Here is a 16,415-nt window from a genome sequence, read left to right as displayed (position 1 = left end):
CGTATGGAAGACGTATGGCCGCTGTCGCCGCTGCAGGAAGGCATGCTGTTCCACGCATCCTTCGACGACGGCGGCCCCGATGTGTACCAGAGCCAGCGGACCCTCGACCTGGACGGGCCGCTGGACGCGGCCCGGTTGCGCGCGGCCTGGGAGGCCGTCGTGGCCCGGCACGCGTCGCTGCGGGCGGGCTTCCGGTGGCGCGGGTCCGGGCAAGCCGTGCAGGTCATCGTCGGCGACGCCCGGCCGCGGTGGCGCGAGGAGGACCTGTCCGGCCGCGGCTCCGCCGATCAGGTGGCCCGCGCGGCCGAGGAGCTGGCCGCGGGTGAGCGGGAGCAGCGCTTCGACCTGACGCGGGCGCCGCTGCTGCGGCTGCTGCTGATCAAGCTGGCCGAGAACCGGCACGTCCTGGTCGTCACGAGCCACCACCTCATCATCGACGGCTGGTCCATGCCGCTGATCTTCAACGAGGTGACCGCCGTCTACTCGGGCGCGGAGCTGCCGCCGGAGCATTCGTTCCGGGAATACCTGGCCTGGCTGGGCCGGCAGGACAGGGCGGCGAGCCTGGCCGCCTGGCGGGCCGAGCTCGCCGGCGCGGAAGAGCCCACCCTGGTCGCCCCGGCCGATCCCGCCCGGGTGGCCGCCGTGCCGGAGAGCGTGATCACAGAGCTGCCGGCGACCCTCGCCAAGTCGCTCGCCGAGCTCTGCCGCACCTTCGACCTGACGCTGAGCACGGTGTTCCAGGCCGCCTGGGCGCTGGTGCTGGCGCGGCTGTCCGGGCGGACGGACGTGGTGTTCGGCACGACCGTCGCGGGCCGGCCCGCGGACCTGCCGGGCGTGGAGCGGATGGTGGGGATGTTCATCAACACCGTCCCGGTGCGGGCTCGGCTCGAAGGCGGCCTCACGGTGCTGGAGCTGCTGAAGAACCTGCAGAAGCAGCAGGTCGCCCTCATGGATCATCAGTACCTCGGCCTGACGGAGATCCAGAAGGCGGCGGGTCAGGGCGCGGTCTTCGACACCCTGCTCGTCTACGAGAACTACCCGCACACCTCCGGCGAGTTCGTGGCGGGCTCCCTCACCGTACGGGCGAACCCGGGCCTGGAGGTCGCGCACTACCCGCTGACGCTGGTGGTGGCCCCGGTGGAAACGGGCGAGGTGGTGCTCAAGCTCGACCACCTCCCGGAGATGTTCAGCCGGGAGACCGCCACCGCCGTCCTCGGGCGCCTGGCACACATGCTGGAACAGCTGGCCGACCCCGGGATCACCGTGGGCGCGGTGGGCGGCGTCGCGGCCCCCGAAGAGCTCGAGCGCCTCTCCCGCTGGGCCGGAGACGGCACCGTCGAGACCGGCGCGGCGTCGGTCGTGGAGCTGGTCGAGGGTCGGGTGGGCCGGGCGCCGGGTGCGGTGGCGGTGAGCTGGGGTGGGGGTTCGCTGTCGTATGGGGAGTTGTGGGGCGTGCGGGCCGGTTGGCCGGGGTGCTGGCGGCGCGCGGGGTGAGCCGCGGGGATCGGGTCGCGGTGGTGATGGATCGGTCGGTGGATCTGCTGGTGGCGTTTTTGGGGGTGTGGCTGGCGGGGGCGGCGTATGTGCCGGTGGATCGGGCGTATCCGGTGGATCGGGTGCGGTTCATGCTGGCTGATGCGGGAGTGTCGCTGGCGGTGTGTGACGAGGCCGCGGCGGGGTTGTTGCCGGAGGGTGTGGAACCGCTGGTGGTGGGCGCTTTTCCCGGTGGTGACGTGGGTGGGCTGGTGCGGCCGGGGCCGTTGGATGCGGCGTATGTGATGTACACGTCGGGGTCGACCGGGGTGCCGAAGGGGGTGGTGGTTCCGCACGGTGCGGTGGCGGCGCTGGTGGGGGATCCGGGGTTGGAGGTGGGGCCTGGGGACGCGGTGCTGATGCACGCCTCCCACGCCTTCGACATCTCCCTCTACGAGATCTGGGTGCCGTTGGCGTGCGGGGCGCGGGTGGTGATCGCCGAGCCGGGAGTGGTGGACGGCGAACGGCTGGCCGCCTACGTGGCCGAGGGCGTCACGACCGCGCACCTGACCGCAGGCGTGTTCCGGACCGTCGCCGAAAGCGCGCCTGAGTCGTTCGCCGGGCTCCGCGAGGCGCTCACCGGCGGTGACGTGGTCCCGCTGGCAGCGGTGGAGCGGGTGCGCGCGGCATGCCCGCAGCTGCGGGTCCGGCATCTGTACGGCCCGACCGAGATCACCCTCTGCGGCACGTGGCACGTGATCGAGCCGGGTGCGGCGGTCGGTGCGGTGTTGCCGATCGGGGGGCCGGTGGCGGGGCGGCGGGTGTTCGTGCTGGATGCGTTCTTGCATCCGGTGCCGCCGGGGGTGGCGGGTGAGTTGTATGTGGCGGGTGCGGGTCTGGCGTTGGGGTATCTGGATCGGCCGGGGTTGACGGCGGAGCGGTTCGTGGCCTGTCCGTGGGGTGGGCGGATGTATCGGACCGGGGATCTGGCGTATTGGACGGCCGGCGGTGAGCTGGTGTTCGTCGGGCGGGTCGATGCGCAGGTGAAGATCCGCGGGTATCGGGTGGAGCCGGGGGAGGTGGAGGCGGCTCTGGTGGCGCAGCCCGGGGTGGGCGAGGCGGTGGTGCTGGGGCGGGAAGGCCGGCTGGTCGGTTATGTGGTGGCCGGTGGGGAGGTCGACGGGCAGGAGTTGCGCGAGCGGTTGGGCCGGGTGTTGCCGGAGTTCATGGTGCCGGCGGCGGTGGTGGTGCTGGACGAGCTGCCGTTGACGGTCAACGGCAAGGTGGACCGGGCCGCGTTGCCGGATCCGGACTTCGCCGCGACCGAGGGCGGGCGGGAGCCGCGCAGCGCGGCAGAGCGGGTGTTGTGCGAGTTGTTCGCGCAGGTGCTGGGGCTGGATCGGGTGGGGGTGGAGGACGGCTTCTTCGCGTTGGGCGGCGACTCGATCACCTCGATGCAACTGGCCGCGCGCGCCCGCCGCGCCGGCATCGCGCTGACACCCCGGCAGATCTTCGAGCACAAGACCCCCGAACGACTCGCCGCACTGGCCGACGGACCGGCCGCAGAGGCCGCTCGCCCGGGCATCGACGGCGGCGAGATCGCCATCGAGCTGACCGACCGGGACCACGCCCGGCTCAAGACCTCGGTGCCCGAGCCGACGCACGTCTGGCCGCTCTCCCCCCTCCAGAGCGGCATGTTGTTCCACCGCGCCCTCGACGAGCAGGGCCCGGACGTCTACCAGACCCAGCGCGTCGTGGACCTGGCCGGGCCGCTGGACGAAGCCCGGCTGCGTGCCGCCTGGCAGACCGTGCTGGCCAGGCATGACGCGCTCCGGGCGAGCTTCCACCAGGTGGAGTCCGGCCAGACCGTGCAGGTGGTCGCCGCCCACGCCCCGCTGTTATGGCGGACCGCCGACCTGTCGGAGCTCGACGACGGCGACGCGCAGGCCGAGATGGACCGGCTGCTCGCGGCGGATCGTCACGAGCGGCTCGACGTCGCCACCGCTCCGCTGCTGCGGCTCCTGCTGATCCGGCTGGGTGCCGATCGGCACCGGCTGGTGCTGACCTCCCATCACGCTCTGCTGGACGGCTGGTCGACGCCGATCGTGCTGGGTGAGGTGGCCACCGCGTACGCGGGCGACCAGGCCCTGCCGCCGCCGGTCTCCTTCGGCACCTATCTCGCCTGGCTGAGCAGGCAGGACGCGGCGGCCGCGCAGGAGGCGTGGCGGGCCGAGCTCGCCGGGCTGGACGAGCCGACCCTGGTCGCACCCGCGGCGCCGAAGGCCGCGGGGCCGTCCGAGCGCTACGAGGAGTTCCTGACGCCGGAGACGACGCGGGAGTTGCGGGAGTTCGCCCGCCGCCACGAGGTGACGCTCAACACCGTCATGCAGGCCGCGTGGGCCCTGGTGCTGGCCCGGCTCACGGGCCGGCGCGACGTGGTGTTCGGCGCCGCGGTGTCGGGTCGCCCGGCGGAGCTGCCGGACGTCGAGCGCGTGGTGGGGATGTTCCTCAACACCGTTCCGGTACGGGTACGGCTCCGCGGCGCGACGCCGTTCGTCACGCTGCTGGCAGAGCTGCAGGAGCGGCAGGCGGCGTTGATGGCGCACCAGCATGCCGGCCTGTCGGAGATCCAGAAGGCGTCGGGTCCCGGCGCGACGTTCGACACCGTCCTGATGGTGGAGAACTACCCGCGCGAGGCGCCCTCCTTCGGCGGCGTCACGATCAGCGGCATGGCCACGCGGGCCGGGACGAGCTTTCCGCTGACCCTCGGCGTCGCTCCCGGCGACCGCCTCGGCCTGCGCACGACCTACCGGCCCGACCTGTTCACCCGCGACGAGGCCGCCGGGATCATCCGTCAGCTGATCGGGGTGCTGGAGCGGGTGCTGGCGGATCCGGCCGTCCCGGTGGGGCGCGCCGGCGTGCTCGCCGGCGGAGCGGACCCCGGCACCACGGCGGCCGCCACGGCGACGCTCCCGCCGGTCCCCGTGCTGCTCCACCGGCAGGCCGAGCGGCATCCCGGCGCCGTGGCGGTGACGGAGGACGGGCGCGATCTCTCCTACGCCGAGCTCGACGAGTCCGCCGGCCGGCTGGCGGCGTATCTGGCGGGCCGGGGGGTGCGCCGGGGCGACCGGGTCGCGGTGGCGCTCGGGCGCTCGGCGGATCTCGTCGTCGCGTGGCTGGGCGTGTGGCGGGCGGGCGCCGTGTTCGTACCGATCGACCCGGAGTATCCCGCCGCGCGCGTCGCGTTCATGATCCAGGACTCCCGCCCGGCGGCGGTGCTCTGCTCCGGGCAGACCCGGAACCTGGTGCGGGACCGGGACCCGATCGTCGTGGACGACCCCGCGATACGGGCGGCGATCGCGCAGGCCGATCCGCTGTCGGTGCCGTGCGGTGGCGACGACCTCGCCTACGTGATGTACACCTCGGGGTCGACGGGAACGCCGAAGGGCGTCGGCGTTCCGCACGGCGCCGTGGCCGCGCTGGTGGGCGAGCCGGGCTGGCACGTGGGGCCGGGCGACACCGTGCTGGCGCACGCGTCGCACTCCTTCGACATCTCCCTGTACGAGATCTGGGTGCCGCTCGCGGCCGGAGCCCGCGTCCTGATCGCCGGACCGGGCGTGGTGGACGCGGGGCGGGTGCGTGACGCGGTCGCCCAGGGGGCCACGGCCGTGCACCTGACCGCCGGTGCGTTCCGCGTGCTGGCCGACGCCGCCCCGGATTGCTTCGCCGGCCTGCGCGAGGTCCTGACCGGTGGGGACGTGGTGCCGCTCGACGCGGTCGAGCGGGTCCGGCTGGCCTGCCCCGCCGTACGGGTGCGGCACATGTACGGGCCGACGGAGACCACGCTCTGTGCCACCTGGCAGCTGATCGAGCCGGACGCGGAGATCGGCTCCGTGCTGCCGATCGGCAGGCCGCTCGCCGGCCGGCGGGCCGTGGTGCTGGATCCGTTCCTCAACCCGGTGCCGCCGGGCATGATCGGGGAGTTGTACCTCGGAGGCGCCGGCGTGGCCCGCGGCTACCTGGGCCGCCCCGGTCTGACCGCCGAGCGGTTCGTCGCGGCTCCCGGCGGGCAGCGGCTGTACCGCACCGGTGACCTGGCGAAGTGGACGCGCGACGGGGAGCTGATCTTCGCGGGCAGGGCCGACGCGCAGGTGAAGATCCGTGGCCATCGGGTGGAGCCCGGTGAGGTGGAGGCGGTGCTGGCGGCCCACCCGGCCGTGCGCACGGCGGTGGTGGTGGCCGACGACGGCCGGTTGATCGCCTACGTCCTGCCGCGTGACCAGGAGGACTCCGCGCTCACGACAGCGCTCCTCGATCACGCGCGGAAGGAACTGCCGGAGTACATGGTGCCGGCGGCGGTGGTCGTCCTGGACACCCTGCCGCTGACGGTCAACGGCAAGGTGGACCGCGCCGCGCTGCCCGCCCCCCGCTTCGCCGCGCAGGCCACCGGAGACCTGCCGGGACGCGCGTACGGCAACGAGACCGAGCGGGTGCTCTGCGAGCTGTTCGCCGAGGTCCTGGGCCTGCCCGCGGCGGTGGGAGCCGAGGACAGCTTCTTCACGCTGGGCGGCGACTCGATCACCTCGATGCAGCTCACCGCCCGCGCCCGCCGCGCCGGCCTGCTCCTGCGGGTGGAGGACGTCTTCGAGCACGCGACGCCCGCCGGGATCGCGGCCGTGTCGCGGCGCGCGGACGAGGGGTCGGGCGGCGGCGAGGACGGCGCCGGCGAGATCGCGTGGACCCCGGTGATGCTGGATCTGATGGAGCTCGACAAGGAGTCGGTGCTCCGCGGCGAGCTGGCCCAATGGGCGGTCGTGCGGGTGCCGGCCGGGCTGACGCAGGACGTGCTCACCGACGGCTGGCAGGCGGTCCTGGACCGGCATGACATGTTGCGGTCGCGGGTGGAGCCGGACGGGCGGCTGGTGGCCGCGCCCGTGGGGGCGGTCGCCGCGTCGGCGCAGATCGAGCGGATCGAGGTGGACACCGCCGTGACGGGCGACGACCTCGACGCCCTCGCGCGCCGGCAGGCCCATGAGGCCACCGGCCGGCTGGACCCGGCGGCCGGGGTCATGGCCCGGCTCGTCTGGGTCGTGGGTGCGGCGGGGAGTGAGACGCGGCTGGCCGTCGCGGTGCACCACCTGGCCGTCGACGGAGTCTCGTGGCAGATCCTGCTGCCCGACCTGCGTGCCGCGTGCGAGTCCCGGCAGGCCGGGCGGGCGCCGGACCTGGCGCCCGTGCCGACGTCGTTCCGCCGGTGGGCCCGGCTGCTGACCGAGCAGGCGAGCGAACGGGCCGGCGAGCTGGAGGCGTGGCGGTCGATCCTGGCCGACACGGACTCGCCGCTGGGCCGGAGGGCGCCGGAGCCCGGCCGCGACACGGCCGCCACCGCGCGGCGCCACTCGTGGACCGTCTCGGGGCCGGAGGCGGTGAGTCTCGTCGACACCGCGACGGCGGCCTTCCACTGCGGCGTCCACGAGGTGCTGCTCGCCGCTTTCGCCGGCGCGGTGGCCATGGTGCGGGGCGCCGCGGTCACGGTGGAGGTGGAGGGGCACGGCCGCCGGCCTGTCGGCGAGGCGGACCTGACCAGGACCGTGGGCTGGTTCACCAGCGTGCACCCGGTCCGGCTGGATGCCACCGGCCTCGATCACGGCCAGGCACGGGCCGGGGGCGCGGCGGCCGGGCAATTGCTGAAGACGGTCAAGGAGCAGGTCCGGGCGTTCCCCGGAGACGGGCTGGGATTCGGGCTGCTCCGTCACCTGAACCCCGAGACCGCCCCGGTGCTGGCCGCCCTGCCGAGGCCACGGGTCGCGTTCAACTACATGGGACGCTCCGCGGCGGCGAAGGCCGGGATGTGGCAGCCGGTGGACGCGATCGGCGGCAACGCCCACCCGGACATGCCCCTCCGGCATGTCCTGGAGGTCGGCGCGGCCGTACAGGATGGCGCGGACGGACCCGCCATGCACCTGACGCTGACCTGGGCAGGCGACCTTCTGGAGGAGGCCGAGGCGCTGGCGTTGGGGCAGGCGTGGCTGAGCCTGCTGTCCGGCATCGCCGCCCACGCGGCCGCTCCGGGCGCCGGCGGGCACACCCCGTCCGACTTCCCCATGGTCGAGCTGGACCAGGCCGAGGTGGACGAGGTGGACGAGGTGAGCGGGCCGGCACTCGCGGACGTCTGGCCGCTCTCGCCGCTGCAGGAGGGCCTGCTCTTCCACGCCGCCTACGACGCGAGCGCCCGCGACGTCTACGAGAGCCAGCGGGTGCTGGACCTGACCGGCCCGCTGGACGCCGCCCGGCTGCGGGCGGCCTGGGAGAGCGTCCTGGCCCGGCACGACGCGCTGCGGGCGGGCTTCCACCAGCTCGGCTCGGGTAGGGCGGTGCAGGTGGTGGCCGACCGCGTCGAGCTGCCCTGGCGCACCGTGGACGCGGGCAGCCTCGCCGAGGCGGAGCGGGCGGCGGCCGAGGAGCTGACGGAACGGTTCGATCTCAGCGAAGCGCCGCTGCTGCGGGTGCTGCTGATCCGCCTGGCCGAACGCCGGCACCGCCTGGTGGTCACCAGCCACCACATCATCGCCGACGGATGGTCGCTGCCCGTGCTCTTCGGCGAGGTCAAGGCGGCCTACGACGACCCGGGTACGGCGGGGCCGGCGGCGTCCTACCGGACGTACCTGGAGTGGCTGGAGCGCCAGGACGCCGAGGCGGCCAGGGCGGCGTGGCGGGACGAGCTCGGCGACCTGGACGAGCCGACCCGCGTCGCGGCCGGCGAGACGGCGACGGTCGCGGCGCGTCCCGAGCGGCTGCGCTACGAGCTGACCGGGGAGCTGTCCGGCGCCATGAGCCGCCTCGCGCAGGCTCAGGGCGTCACGATGAACACCGTCCTCCAGGCGGCGTGGGCGCTGGTGCTGGCCCGGCTGACCCGGCGCACCGACGTGGTGTTCGGGATGACGACCGCCGGCCGCCCGGCGGAGCTGCCGGCGGTGGAGCGCATGGTGGGCCTGTTCATCACCATGGTGCCGGTGCGGGTCCGGCTGCGTGGCACGACCACGGTCGCGCGGCTGCTGACGGAGGTGCGGGAGCGGCAGATCGCCCTCATGCCGCACCAGCATCTCGGGCTCGCCGAGATCCAGCGGACCGCGGGTCCCGGCGCGAGCTTCGACAGCACCGTGGTGTACGAGAACTATCCCCGCCCGCCGCTGGACTCGCCCGGACCGGACGCTCTGACGATGCGGCCGGCCGGCGTGCCGGAGGACGCCGGGCACTACCCGCTGACGCTGGTGGCCGCCTTCGACGACGGGCGGGTGGTCGGCGACCTGATCTACCGCCCGGACGCGTTCGGCCGGGAGCGGGCCGAGCTGGTCATGGCGGCGCTGGTGCGGGTCCTGGAGCGGATGACCGCCGATCCGGCCGGCACGGTGAGCCGGATCGGCCTGGACGGGCCGGGCGTGGAGCCCGCCTGGACCTCGGGCGGCCCGCGGGCCGCGGGCGAGGCCCCGCTGGGCGAGCTGATCCGGCGGATCGCGACGGAGCGGCCGGAGGCCGTCGCGGTGGTCGACGGCGACGGAGAGCTGACCTACGCCGAGCTCCTGACCCGGGCGACCGGCCTGGCCAGGCATCTCGTCCGGCGCGGCGCCGGGCCGGAGCGGCGCGTCGGCGTGCTGGTGGAACGCGGCGCCGCCTGGGTCACGGCGGTGCTCGGCGTGGCGCTGGCGGGCGGCGCGGCGGTGCTGCTGGAGCCGAGCTACCCGCCCGAACGGCTCGGCTGGATGTTGTCCGACTCGGCGCCCACGGTCGTGGTGTGCTCCGCCGCGACCCGGTTCCGGGTGCCCGCCGGCGTCGACACGGTGGTCGTCGACGCGGGCGTCGCGGACGGCCTCACCAGCGAGGCGCGGCTTCCGGAGGTGACGCCGGAGCACGCCGCCTACGTGGTCTACACCTCGGGTTCGACGGGGCTGCCGAAGGGCGTCGTGGTCTCGCACGCCGGCCTGGCGAATCTCGCGACGGCGCAGATCGACCGCTTCGGGGTGACTCCGTCGTCGCGCGTGCTGCTGATGGCGGCGCTGGGCTTCGACGCGGTCATGTCGGAGCTGCTGATGGCGCTGCTGTCGGGCGGCACGGTCGTGGCGCTGCCCGGGTACGAGCTGCCGCCCAGGACCGGGCTCGCCGAGACCCTGCTCCGGTGGGGGATCACGCACGTCACCGTGCCACCGAGCGTGCTGGCCACGGTGGCGGAGGACCTGCCCGAGACGGTGGAGACGATCGTGGTGGCCGGCGAGGCGTGCGGGCCCGATCTGGTGGAGCGCTTCTCCCCGCGGCATCGCATGGTCAACGCCTACGGGCCGAGCGAGGCGACCGTCTGCTCGACGATGAGCGGGCCGCTCGCGCCGGGGGCGGAGGTGCCGATCGGCACGCCCATCGCCGGTGGCCGGTGCGAGGTGCTCGATCAGTTCCTGCGGCCGCTGCCGCCCGGCGTGACCGGGGAGCTGTACGTGGCCGGGGCGGGGCTGGCGCGCGGATATCTGAACCGCCCGGGGCTGACCAGCGCCCGGTTCGTGGCGGCCGCGGACGGGCGGCGCAGATACCGTACGGGCGACCTGGCGTACTGGACGCCCGGCGGTGAGCTGGTCTTCGTGGGCCGGGCCGACGAGCAGGTCAAGGTCCGCGGGTTCCGGGTGGAGCCGGGAGAGATCGAGGCCGCCATCACCGCGCACCCCCACGCCGCCCAGGCGGCCGTGGTGATGTGGCGGGGACGGCTGGTTGGGTATGTGGTCCCGGCTCCCGGCGGGATCACCGCCGATGAGGTGCGCGAGCACCTCGCCGCCCGGCTGCCCGGGCACATGGTGCCGGCCGTGATCATGGTGCTCGAAGCCCTGCCCCTGACCCCCAACGGCAAGGTGGACCGCAAGGCTCTCCCCGAGCCGGAGTTCGCCGCCGGAGGCGGGGACGCGGAGCGAGCGGCGGGCGCGCCGGCCACCGAGACCGAGCGGGCGCTGTGTGAGCTGTTCGCGGAGGCGCTCGGGGTCGATCGGGTCGGCGCGGACGACAACTTCTTCGACCTCGGCGGCGATTCGATCATCTCGATGCGGCTGGCCGCCCGGGCCCGCCGCTCGGGGCTGACGCTCAGCCCCCGGCAGGTGTTCGAGGAGAAGACTCCGAGGCGGCTCGCCGCGCTGATCGACGCGCTGATCGACGCGGCCCCACCGCCGCCCGCACCCGGTCCCGGCGCGGCGGCCGTGCCGTCCGGCGCCCCGCTCGTGGATCTCACCGGGGACCAGCTGGCCGAGCTGGAGGCCGCACTGGGTGCGGGGCCCGGCCATGACGACGCACCGGGCGCGGGGCCCGGCCATGACGACGCACCTGACGAGGGAGCACAGCGATGAGCAGAGGCAGGATCGAGGACGTCTGGCCGTTGTCGCCGCTGCAGGAGGGCATGCTGTTCCACGCGGCCCTCGGCGCACCGGACGAGGGCGCCGATGTCTACACCGTGCAGACGGCCTTGGAGATCGACGGCCCGCTGGACGCGGAGCGGCTGCGTGAAACGTGGCAGGCCCTGGTCGCCCGGCACGCCGCCCTGCGAGCGTGTTTCCGCTACGTCAGCGGAGCGCAGCTCGTCCAGGTCGTGGCGCGCGAGGTCAAGATTCCCTGGCGCGAGAGCGAGGTGGCGGGAGAGGACGACCCCGAGCGGGCCGCCGACCGGATCGCCCGCGAGGAGCTGGACCGGCGGCTCGACCTGACCGTCGCCCCGCTGCTGCGGCTGGCGCTGATCCGCTTCGGCCCTGAGCGGCATCGGCTGGTCATCACCAACCATCACGTGCTGCTCGACGGGTGGTCGATGCCGATCATCTTCGGCGAGATGGCCGCGATCTACCGGGCCGGCGGTGACGCCTCCGGGCTGCCGCCGGCCGCCTCCTACCGGGACTATCTCGACTGGCTCTCCCGGCAGGACAAGAACGCGGCCCGGGCCGCGTGGGCGGAGGAGTTCGCCGGTGCCGACGAGCCCACGCTGGTGGCGCCGGTGGATCGCGTCCGTGTTCCGCACAGCGACACCGTCGTCACTCATGTGTCCGGCGAGCTCACCCGTTCGCTGTCCGCGCTGGCCCGCCGCCTTGAGGTGACCGTGAACACCGTCGTCCAGGGCGCCTGGGCGATGTTGCTGGCGCAACTCGCCGGCCGTACTGACGTGGTGTTCGGCGCGACCACCTCCGGGCGCCCGGCGGAGTTGCCCGGGGTGGAGCAGATGGTCGGCATGCTGCTGGGCACGGTGCCGGTGCGGGTCCGGCTGCGCGGCGCCACCCCCGTCGCGGAGCTGCTCAAGAGCCTCCAGGGACGGCAGACGGCGCTGATGGACCATCAGCATCTGGGGCTCGCGGAGGTGCGGCGGGTCGTCGGCCCGGGCGCGGACTTCGACACGCTCGTGGTCTTCGAGAACTTCCCGCACGAAGGCCCGGATCCGGACGAGGACCGGCGCGGCGATGTCGTCTTCCGCCCCTCCGCCACCGGCCGGAACACCTCTCACTATCCGCTGACGCTGGTGGCGGCGCCGGGGGAGCGGATGCTCGTACGGCTGGAATACCAGACAGAGGTGATCGACCGCGGTACGGCGATCTCGCTGCTCGACCGCTTCGTCGCCATGCTGGAACGGATGGCCGCCGACCCGTCGGCACCGCTGGCCCGCCTGGAGACGGCCGGTCACCTGTCGCGCGGCGGGACGGTCCCCGAGCTGATCCCACGGCGGGCGGCAATCCAGCCCGGCGAGATCGCGGTGCGCGACGGGGCTCGCCGGCTGACCTACGCGGAGCTGGAGCAGGAGTCCGGCCGGCTGGCCGGCTACCTGGCCGGGCTGGGGGTGGGCCGCGGTGACCGGATCGGCGTGGTGATGGAGCGGAGCGCGGACCTGCTCGTGACGTTCCTGGGCGTGTGGCGGGCCGGGGCGGCCTTCGTCCCGATCGACGTGGGCTATCCCGCGGATCGCGTCGCCCTGCTGCTGCGGGATTCCGGGGCCTCACTGGTGATCGGCACTAAGGCCGCCCGCGATGTCCTGCCGTCCGGGAGCGACGTCCTGACCATGGACGCCCGCAGGTGCGGGCGGCGGTCGAGGCCTCCGAGCCGGTGACGGCAGGGGTCGGGCCCGATGATCTGGCCTACGTCATGTACACGTCGGGATCGACCGGCACCCCGAAGGGCGTGGCGGTCCCGCACGGCGCCGTGGCCGCCCTGGCCGCGGATCCGGGCTGGTCGCTGGGCCCGGGCGACCAGGTGCTCATGCACGCCTCGCACGCCTTCGACGCCTCGCTGTACGAGACCTGGGTACCGCTGGTCGCCGGCGCCCAGGTGGTGATCGCGGAGCCGGGCCCGGTGGACGCCGCGCGGCTGCGCGCCGCGGTGACCGAGGGCGTGACCGCCGCGCACCTCACCGCCGGGGTCTTCCGGGTGCTCGCCGAGACCGCGCCGGAGTGCTTCACGGGCCTGCGTGAGCTGCTGACCGGCGGCGACGTGGTGCCGCCCGGCGCGGTCGCCCAGCTGCGGCGCGCCTGCCCCGAGGTCCGGCTCCGTCACCTGTACGGTCCGACGGAGACGACGCTCTGCGCCACCTGGCACGTGCTCGAACCGGGCGAACCGGTGGGCGGCACGCTGCCGATCGGGCGCCCGCTCCAGGGCCGGCGGGCCTATGTCCTGGACGCGTTCCTGCGGCCGGTGCCGCCGGGCTTCACCGGTGAGCTCTACCTGGCCGGAGCCGGGCTCGCCCGCGGCTACCTCGGCCGCCCGGCCGCCAGTGCCGAGCGCTTCGTGGCGGTGCCCGCCGCGCTTCCCGGCGCGTCGGCGGGTGAGCGGATGTACCGGACCGGGGACCTGGCCAGGGTGGCGGCCGGTGGCGAGCTGGTCTTCGCCGGCCGCGCCGACAACCAGCTGAAGATCCGTGGCTACCGGGTGGAGCCCGCGGAGGTCGAGGCCGCCCTCACCGCCGAGCCTTCGGTCGCCGAGGCGCTCGTGCTCGCCCGGGACGACCTCGGTGAGCGCCGCCTGGTCGGGTACGTCGTGCCGGCCGGAGGCGAGGTGCCCGTCGAGGAGATCCGGGGCAGGCTCGCGGAGCGTCTTCCCGCTCACCTGGTCCCGTCGGCGATCGTCGTCGTCGCGGCCTGGCCGGTCACCGCGCACGGCAAGGTCGACCGGCGGGCGCTGCCGGCTCCGGGCCCCGGCGAGCGGGCCGCCGGGCGGGACCCCGTCGGCGAGGTCGAGGAGCGGCTGTGCGCGTTGTTCGGCGACACCCTCGGTGTGGCGGACGTCGGCGTCACGGACAACTTCCTGGAGCTGGGCGGCACCTCCACCCTCGCCATGCGCCTGGTCGCGCGGATCCGGGAGGAGCTCGGCGCCGAGCTGCCGATCCGGCAGCTGTTCTCGACGCCGACACCGGCCGGTCTCGCGCGGGCGATGGCCGCCAAGTCCCGTCCGGTGCTCGGGCCGGGCCGGCGCGCGGACCTGGACCCGGATGGCCCGCTGCCGGTCACGGCGCGGCAGCGCCGCATGTGGCTGCTGTCCCGGATCGGCGACGAGGCCGAGGGGCTGCACGTCCGCGTCGCCCTGCGGTTGCGGGGCCGGCTCGACCGCGATGCCCTCGCGGGCGCGCTGGCCGATGTCGGCGGGCGGCATGAGATCCTCCGGACCCGGTTCCCCGGCTCGCGGCGGGACGTGCGTCAGGAGATCCTGGACGCCGAGACCGGCCGCCCGCCGCTGGAGATCTGCCCCGCCACCGAGGACGAGCTGCCCGGGCTGCTGGCGGATCGCGCCGGCCGCCCCTTCGACCTGACCGGCGAGGTGCCCTGGCGCGCGCACCTGTTCCCGCTCACCGACCGGGAGCAGGTGCTGCTGGTGGTGGCACACCGGATCGCCGCCGACGAGGAGTCGGTGGACGTCCTCGTCCGCGACCTGGCCGCGGCGTACGGCGCACGCCGGGAAGGGCGGATCCCGGAACGGGCCCCACTGGCCCTGCAGTTCGCCGACTACGCGCTCTGGGAGCGGGAACTGCTCGCCGGAGCGGACGAGCGGGACAGCCTGATCTGGGACCAGATCGAGTTCTGGCGGGACAGGCTCGCCGGCGGTGACGACGAGCACGCGGACACGAGCGCGCCGCCGGCCGGACGGGCGCGGCCCGTGCTGCCCTCACGCCGGGCCGGCTCGGTGCCGCTGCGGTTGCCCGCCGACTCCCATGCCCGGCTGCTGGAGGCGGCGCGGTCGGCCGGCGGGACCATGTTCACCGCGGTCCACGCCGCCCTGGCGATGCTGCTGTCGCGCCTGGACGGGAGGACGTCGGTCACGATCGGCACCCGGCTGCCGCGCGACGAGGAACAGACCGGCCTGGTGCCCATGGTTGGGCCGTTCTCGCGGTGGCTCGCCCTGCCCGTCGACCTGTCGGGCGATCCCGCCTTCACCGAGATTCTCGGCCGGGCGCGGGACGTGAGCGAGGACGCCCACCGCCATCAGGACCTGCCGTTCGAACGGCTCGCCGAGCTCGTGGTGCCGGTCCCGTCGATCACCCGTCACCCGATCTTCCAGGTGGCGCTGCAGCTCGACGAGGACGACGTCCGGCCCGAGGAATCCTGGGCGCTGCCGGGGCTGCGGACGTCGCCGGTGCCGATGCCCGAGGAGGCGATGGAGCTCGATCTCTGGCTCAAGCTCCTCGACCACCGGACCGACGAGGGGGACGCGGACGGCCTGGTGGGCTCCCTGGTCTACGCGGAGGATCGCTTCGACCGGGCCGGCGCCGAGGCGCTCGCCCAGCGGCTCGTCGCCCTGCTCGAACAGGTCGGCGCCGCACCGGAGGTCCGCTTGTCCCAGGTCGACGTGCCCGGATCGGAACGGCCCGCCGTGCCGGGCGCGGCCGATCCGCAGCCGGCCAGGCGCTGGACCGCCGCCGCGAGCTCCCGGACGCAGGACTTGGAGATGCTCCTGCCCTTGCGCGCGGGCGGCGCGGGCGAGGGAGCGGGGAACGGCCCGCGCCCCTTGTTCTGCGTGCACCCCAGCATCGGCTTGAGCTGGGCGTACACCCCGCTCCTCAGGCATCTGCCGGCGGACCTGCCCGTCTACGGCATCCAGGCGCGCGGCATCGCGCGGGAGGAGCCGCTGCCGGGCAGCGTCGAGGAGATGGCGGCCGACTATGTCGAGCTGATCCGCGGCGTCCAGCCGTCCGGGCCCTACCAGCTGCTCGGCTGGTCCTTCGGCGGCAAGGTCGCCCAGGCGATGGCGGCCCGCCTGGAGGAAGAGGGGGCGGAGGTGAGCCTGCTCGCGCTGCTCGACGCCTATCCCGTGGCCGTGGGCCGGTCGCCGCTGGGCGGTCTGGACTTCCCGGCGGGCGACCGTCCGGCCGGCGATGACGCGCACGCCCTCGCGGAGCACCTGGGCGCGGCCCTCGGCGCCGAGGTGCGGGCCCGGCTGCGCCGGGTGATGGGCAACATGGGAGAGATCTCGCAAAGGTACCGGCCGCGCGCGTCGCGCGGGGACCTGCTGCTGTTCGCGGCCACCGCCGGCCGGCCCGCCGGATCGGCCGAGGAGGCCTGGAAACCCCTGGTGGGGGGCGTGGTCGAGACGCACCGCGTCGCCGCCGACCACTACACCATGCTGGAGCCGGCGTCGCTCGCCGAGATCGGCCGCGTCGTCGCACAGAAGATCGAGAGATGAGGAGAGCACCGTGACGAACCCGTTCGATGACGTGGACGGCACCTTCTTCGTGCTGGTCAACGACGAGGGGCAGCACTCCCTGTGGCCCGTCTTCGCCGAGATCCCCCAGGGGTGGACGGCGGTGTACGGCGAGGCCGGCAGGCAGGAGTGCCTGCAGTACGTCGAGGAGCACTGGACCGACATGCGGCCCAAGAGCCTCGTCGCGCAGATGGACGGGCGTTCGCCGGACGCCCGGGCCTGAGTCGGCAGCGGCGTGGCGCGGCACGGCGACCTGC

The 16,415-nt window shown here is 74.5% G+C and carries 5 protein-coding genes; all 5 read left to right on the top strand.

Annotated elements, in window-relative coordinates; genetic code table 11:
* The first annotated feature begins 3 nt into the window (after window positions 1-3).
* From KIS93_RS63570 to KIS93_RS23530, 5 genes are read left to right on the top strand one after another with little or no spacing between them, the layout of a single operon-like run.
* Entirely contained in the window at window positions 4-1,494 is a 1,491-nt protein-coding gene (locus KIS93_RS63570) for a condensation domain-containing protein (RefSeq protein WP_222107607.1), read from the top strand.
* Window positions 1,446-10,847: an amino acid adenylation domain-containing protein gene (locus tag KIS93_RS23540; RefSeq protein WP_335673902.1), complete on the top strand. Its 9,402-nt coding sequence runs from the start codon at window positions 1,446-1,448 to the stop codon at window positions 10,845-10,847. The genes KIS93_RS63570 and KIS93_RS23540 overlap by 49 nt, the downstream gene beginning before the upstream one ends.
* Window positions 10,844-12,580 carry a condensation domain-containing protein gene (locus tag KIS93_RS63565; RefSeq protein ID WP_222107605.1) on the top strand — a complete coding sequence of 579 codons (1,737 nt, stop codon included), beginning with the start codon at window positions 10,844-10,846 and terminating at the stop codon, window positions 12,578-12,580. Before KIS93_RS23540 ends, KIS93_RS63565 begins: the two co-directional genes overlap by 4 nt.
* Window positions 12,547-16,140 (top strand): condensation domain-containing protein, encoded by a 3,594-nt coding sequence (locus KIS93_RS23535; RefSeq protein ID WP_222107604.1) that lies wholly within the window; start codon window positions 12,547-12,549, stop codon window positions 16,138-16,140. The genes KIS93_RS63565 and KIS93_RS23535 overlap by 34 nt, the downstream gene beginning before the upstream one ends.
* Before the next feature lie 10 nt (window positions 16,141-16,150).
* A complete protein-coding gene (locus tag KIS93_RS23530) occupies window positions 16,151-16,381 on the top strand; it encodes an MbtH family protein (RefSeq protein ID WP_080045619.1) in 231 nt (76 codons plus the stop codon).
* Window positions 16,382-16,415 lie beyond the last annotated feature (34 nt).

Origin of the sequence: [Actinomadura] parvosata subsp. kistnae (assembly GCF_900323885.1) — a bacterium.
GTDB lineage: Bacteria > Actinomycetota > Actinomycetes > Streptosporangiales > Streptosporangiaceae > Nonomuraea > Nonomuraea composti.
This window is presented reverse-complemented; position numbering and strand designations above follow the sequence as displayed.

What these genes read in the sequence shown, in the direction of transcription:
- KIS93_RS63565 (WP_222107605.1), top strand. Translation starts at nt 10,844, where the DNA reads ATGAGCAGAGGCAGGATCGAGGACGTCTGGCCGTTGTCGCCGCTGCAG.
- KIS93_RS63570 (WP_222107607.1), top strand. Translation starts at nt 4, where the DNA reads ATGGAAGACGTATGGCCGCTGTCGCCGCTGCAGGAAGGCATGCTGTTC.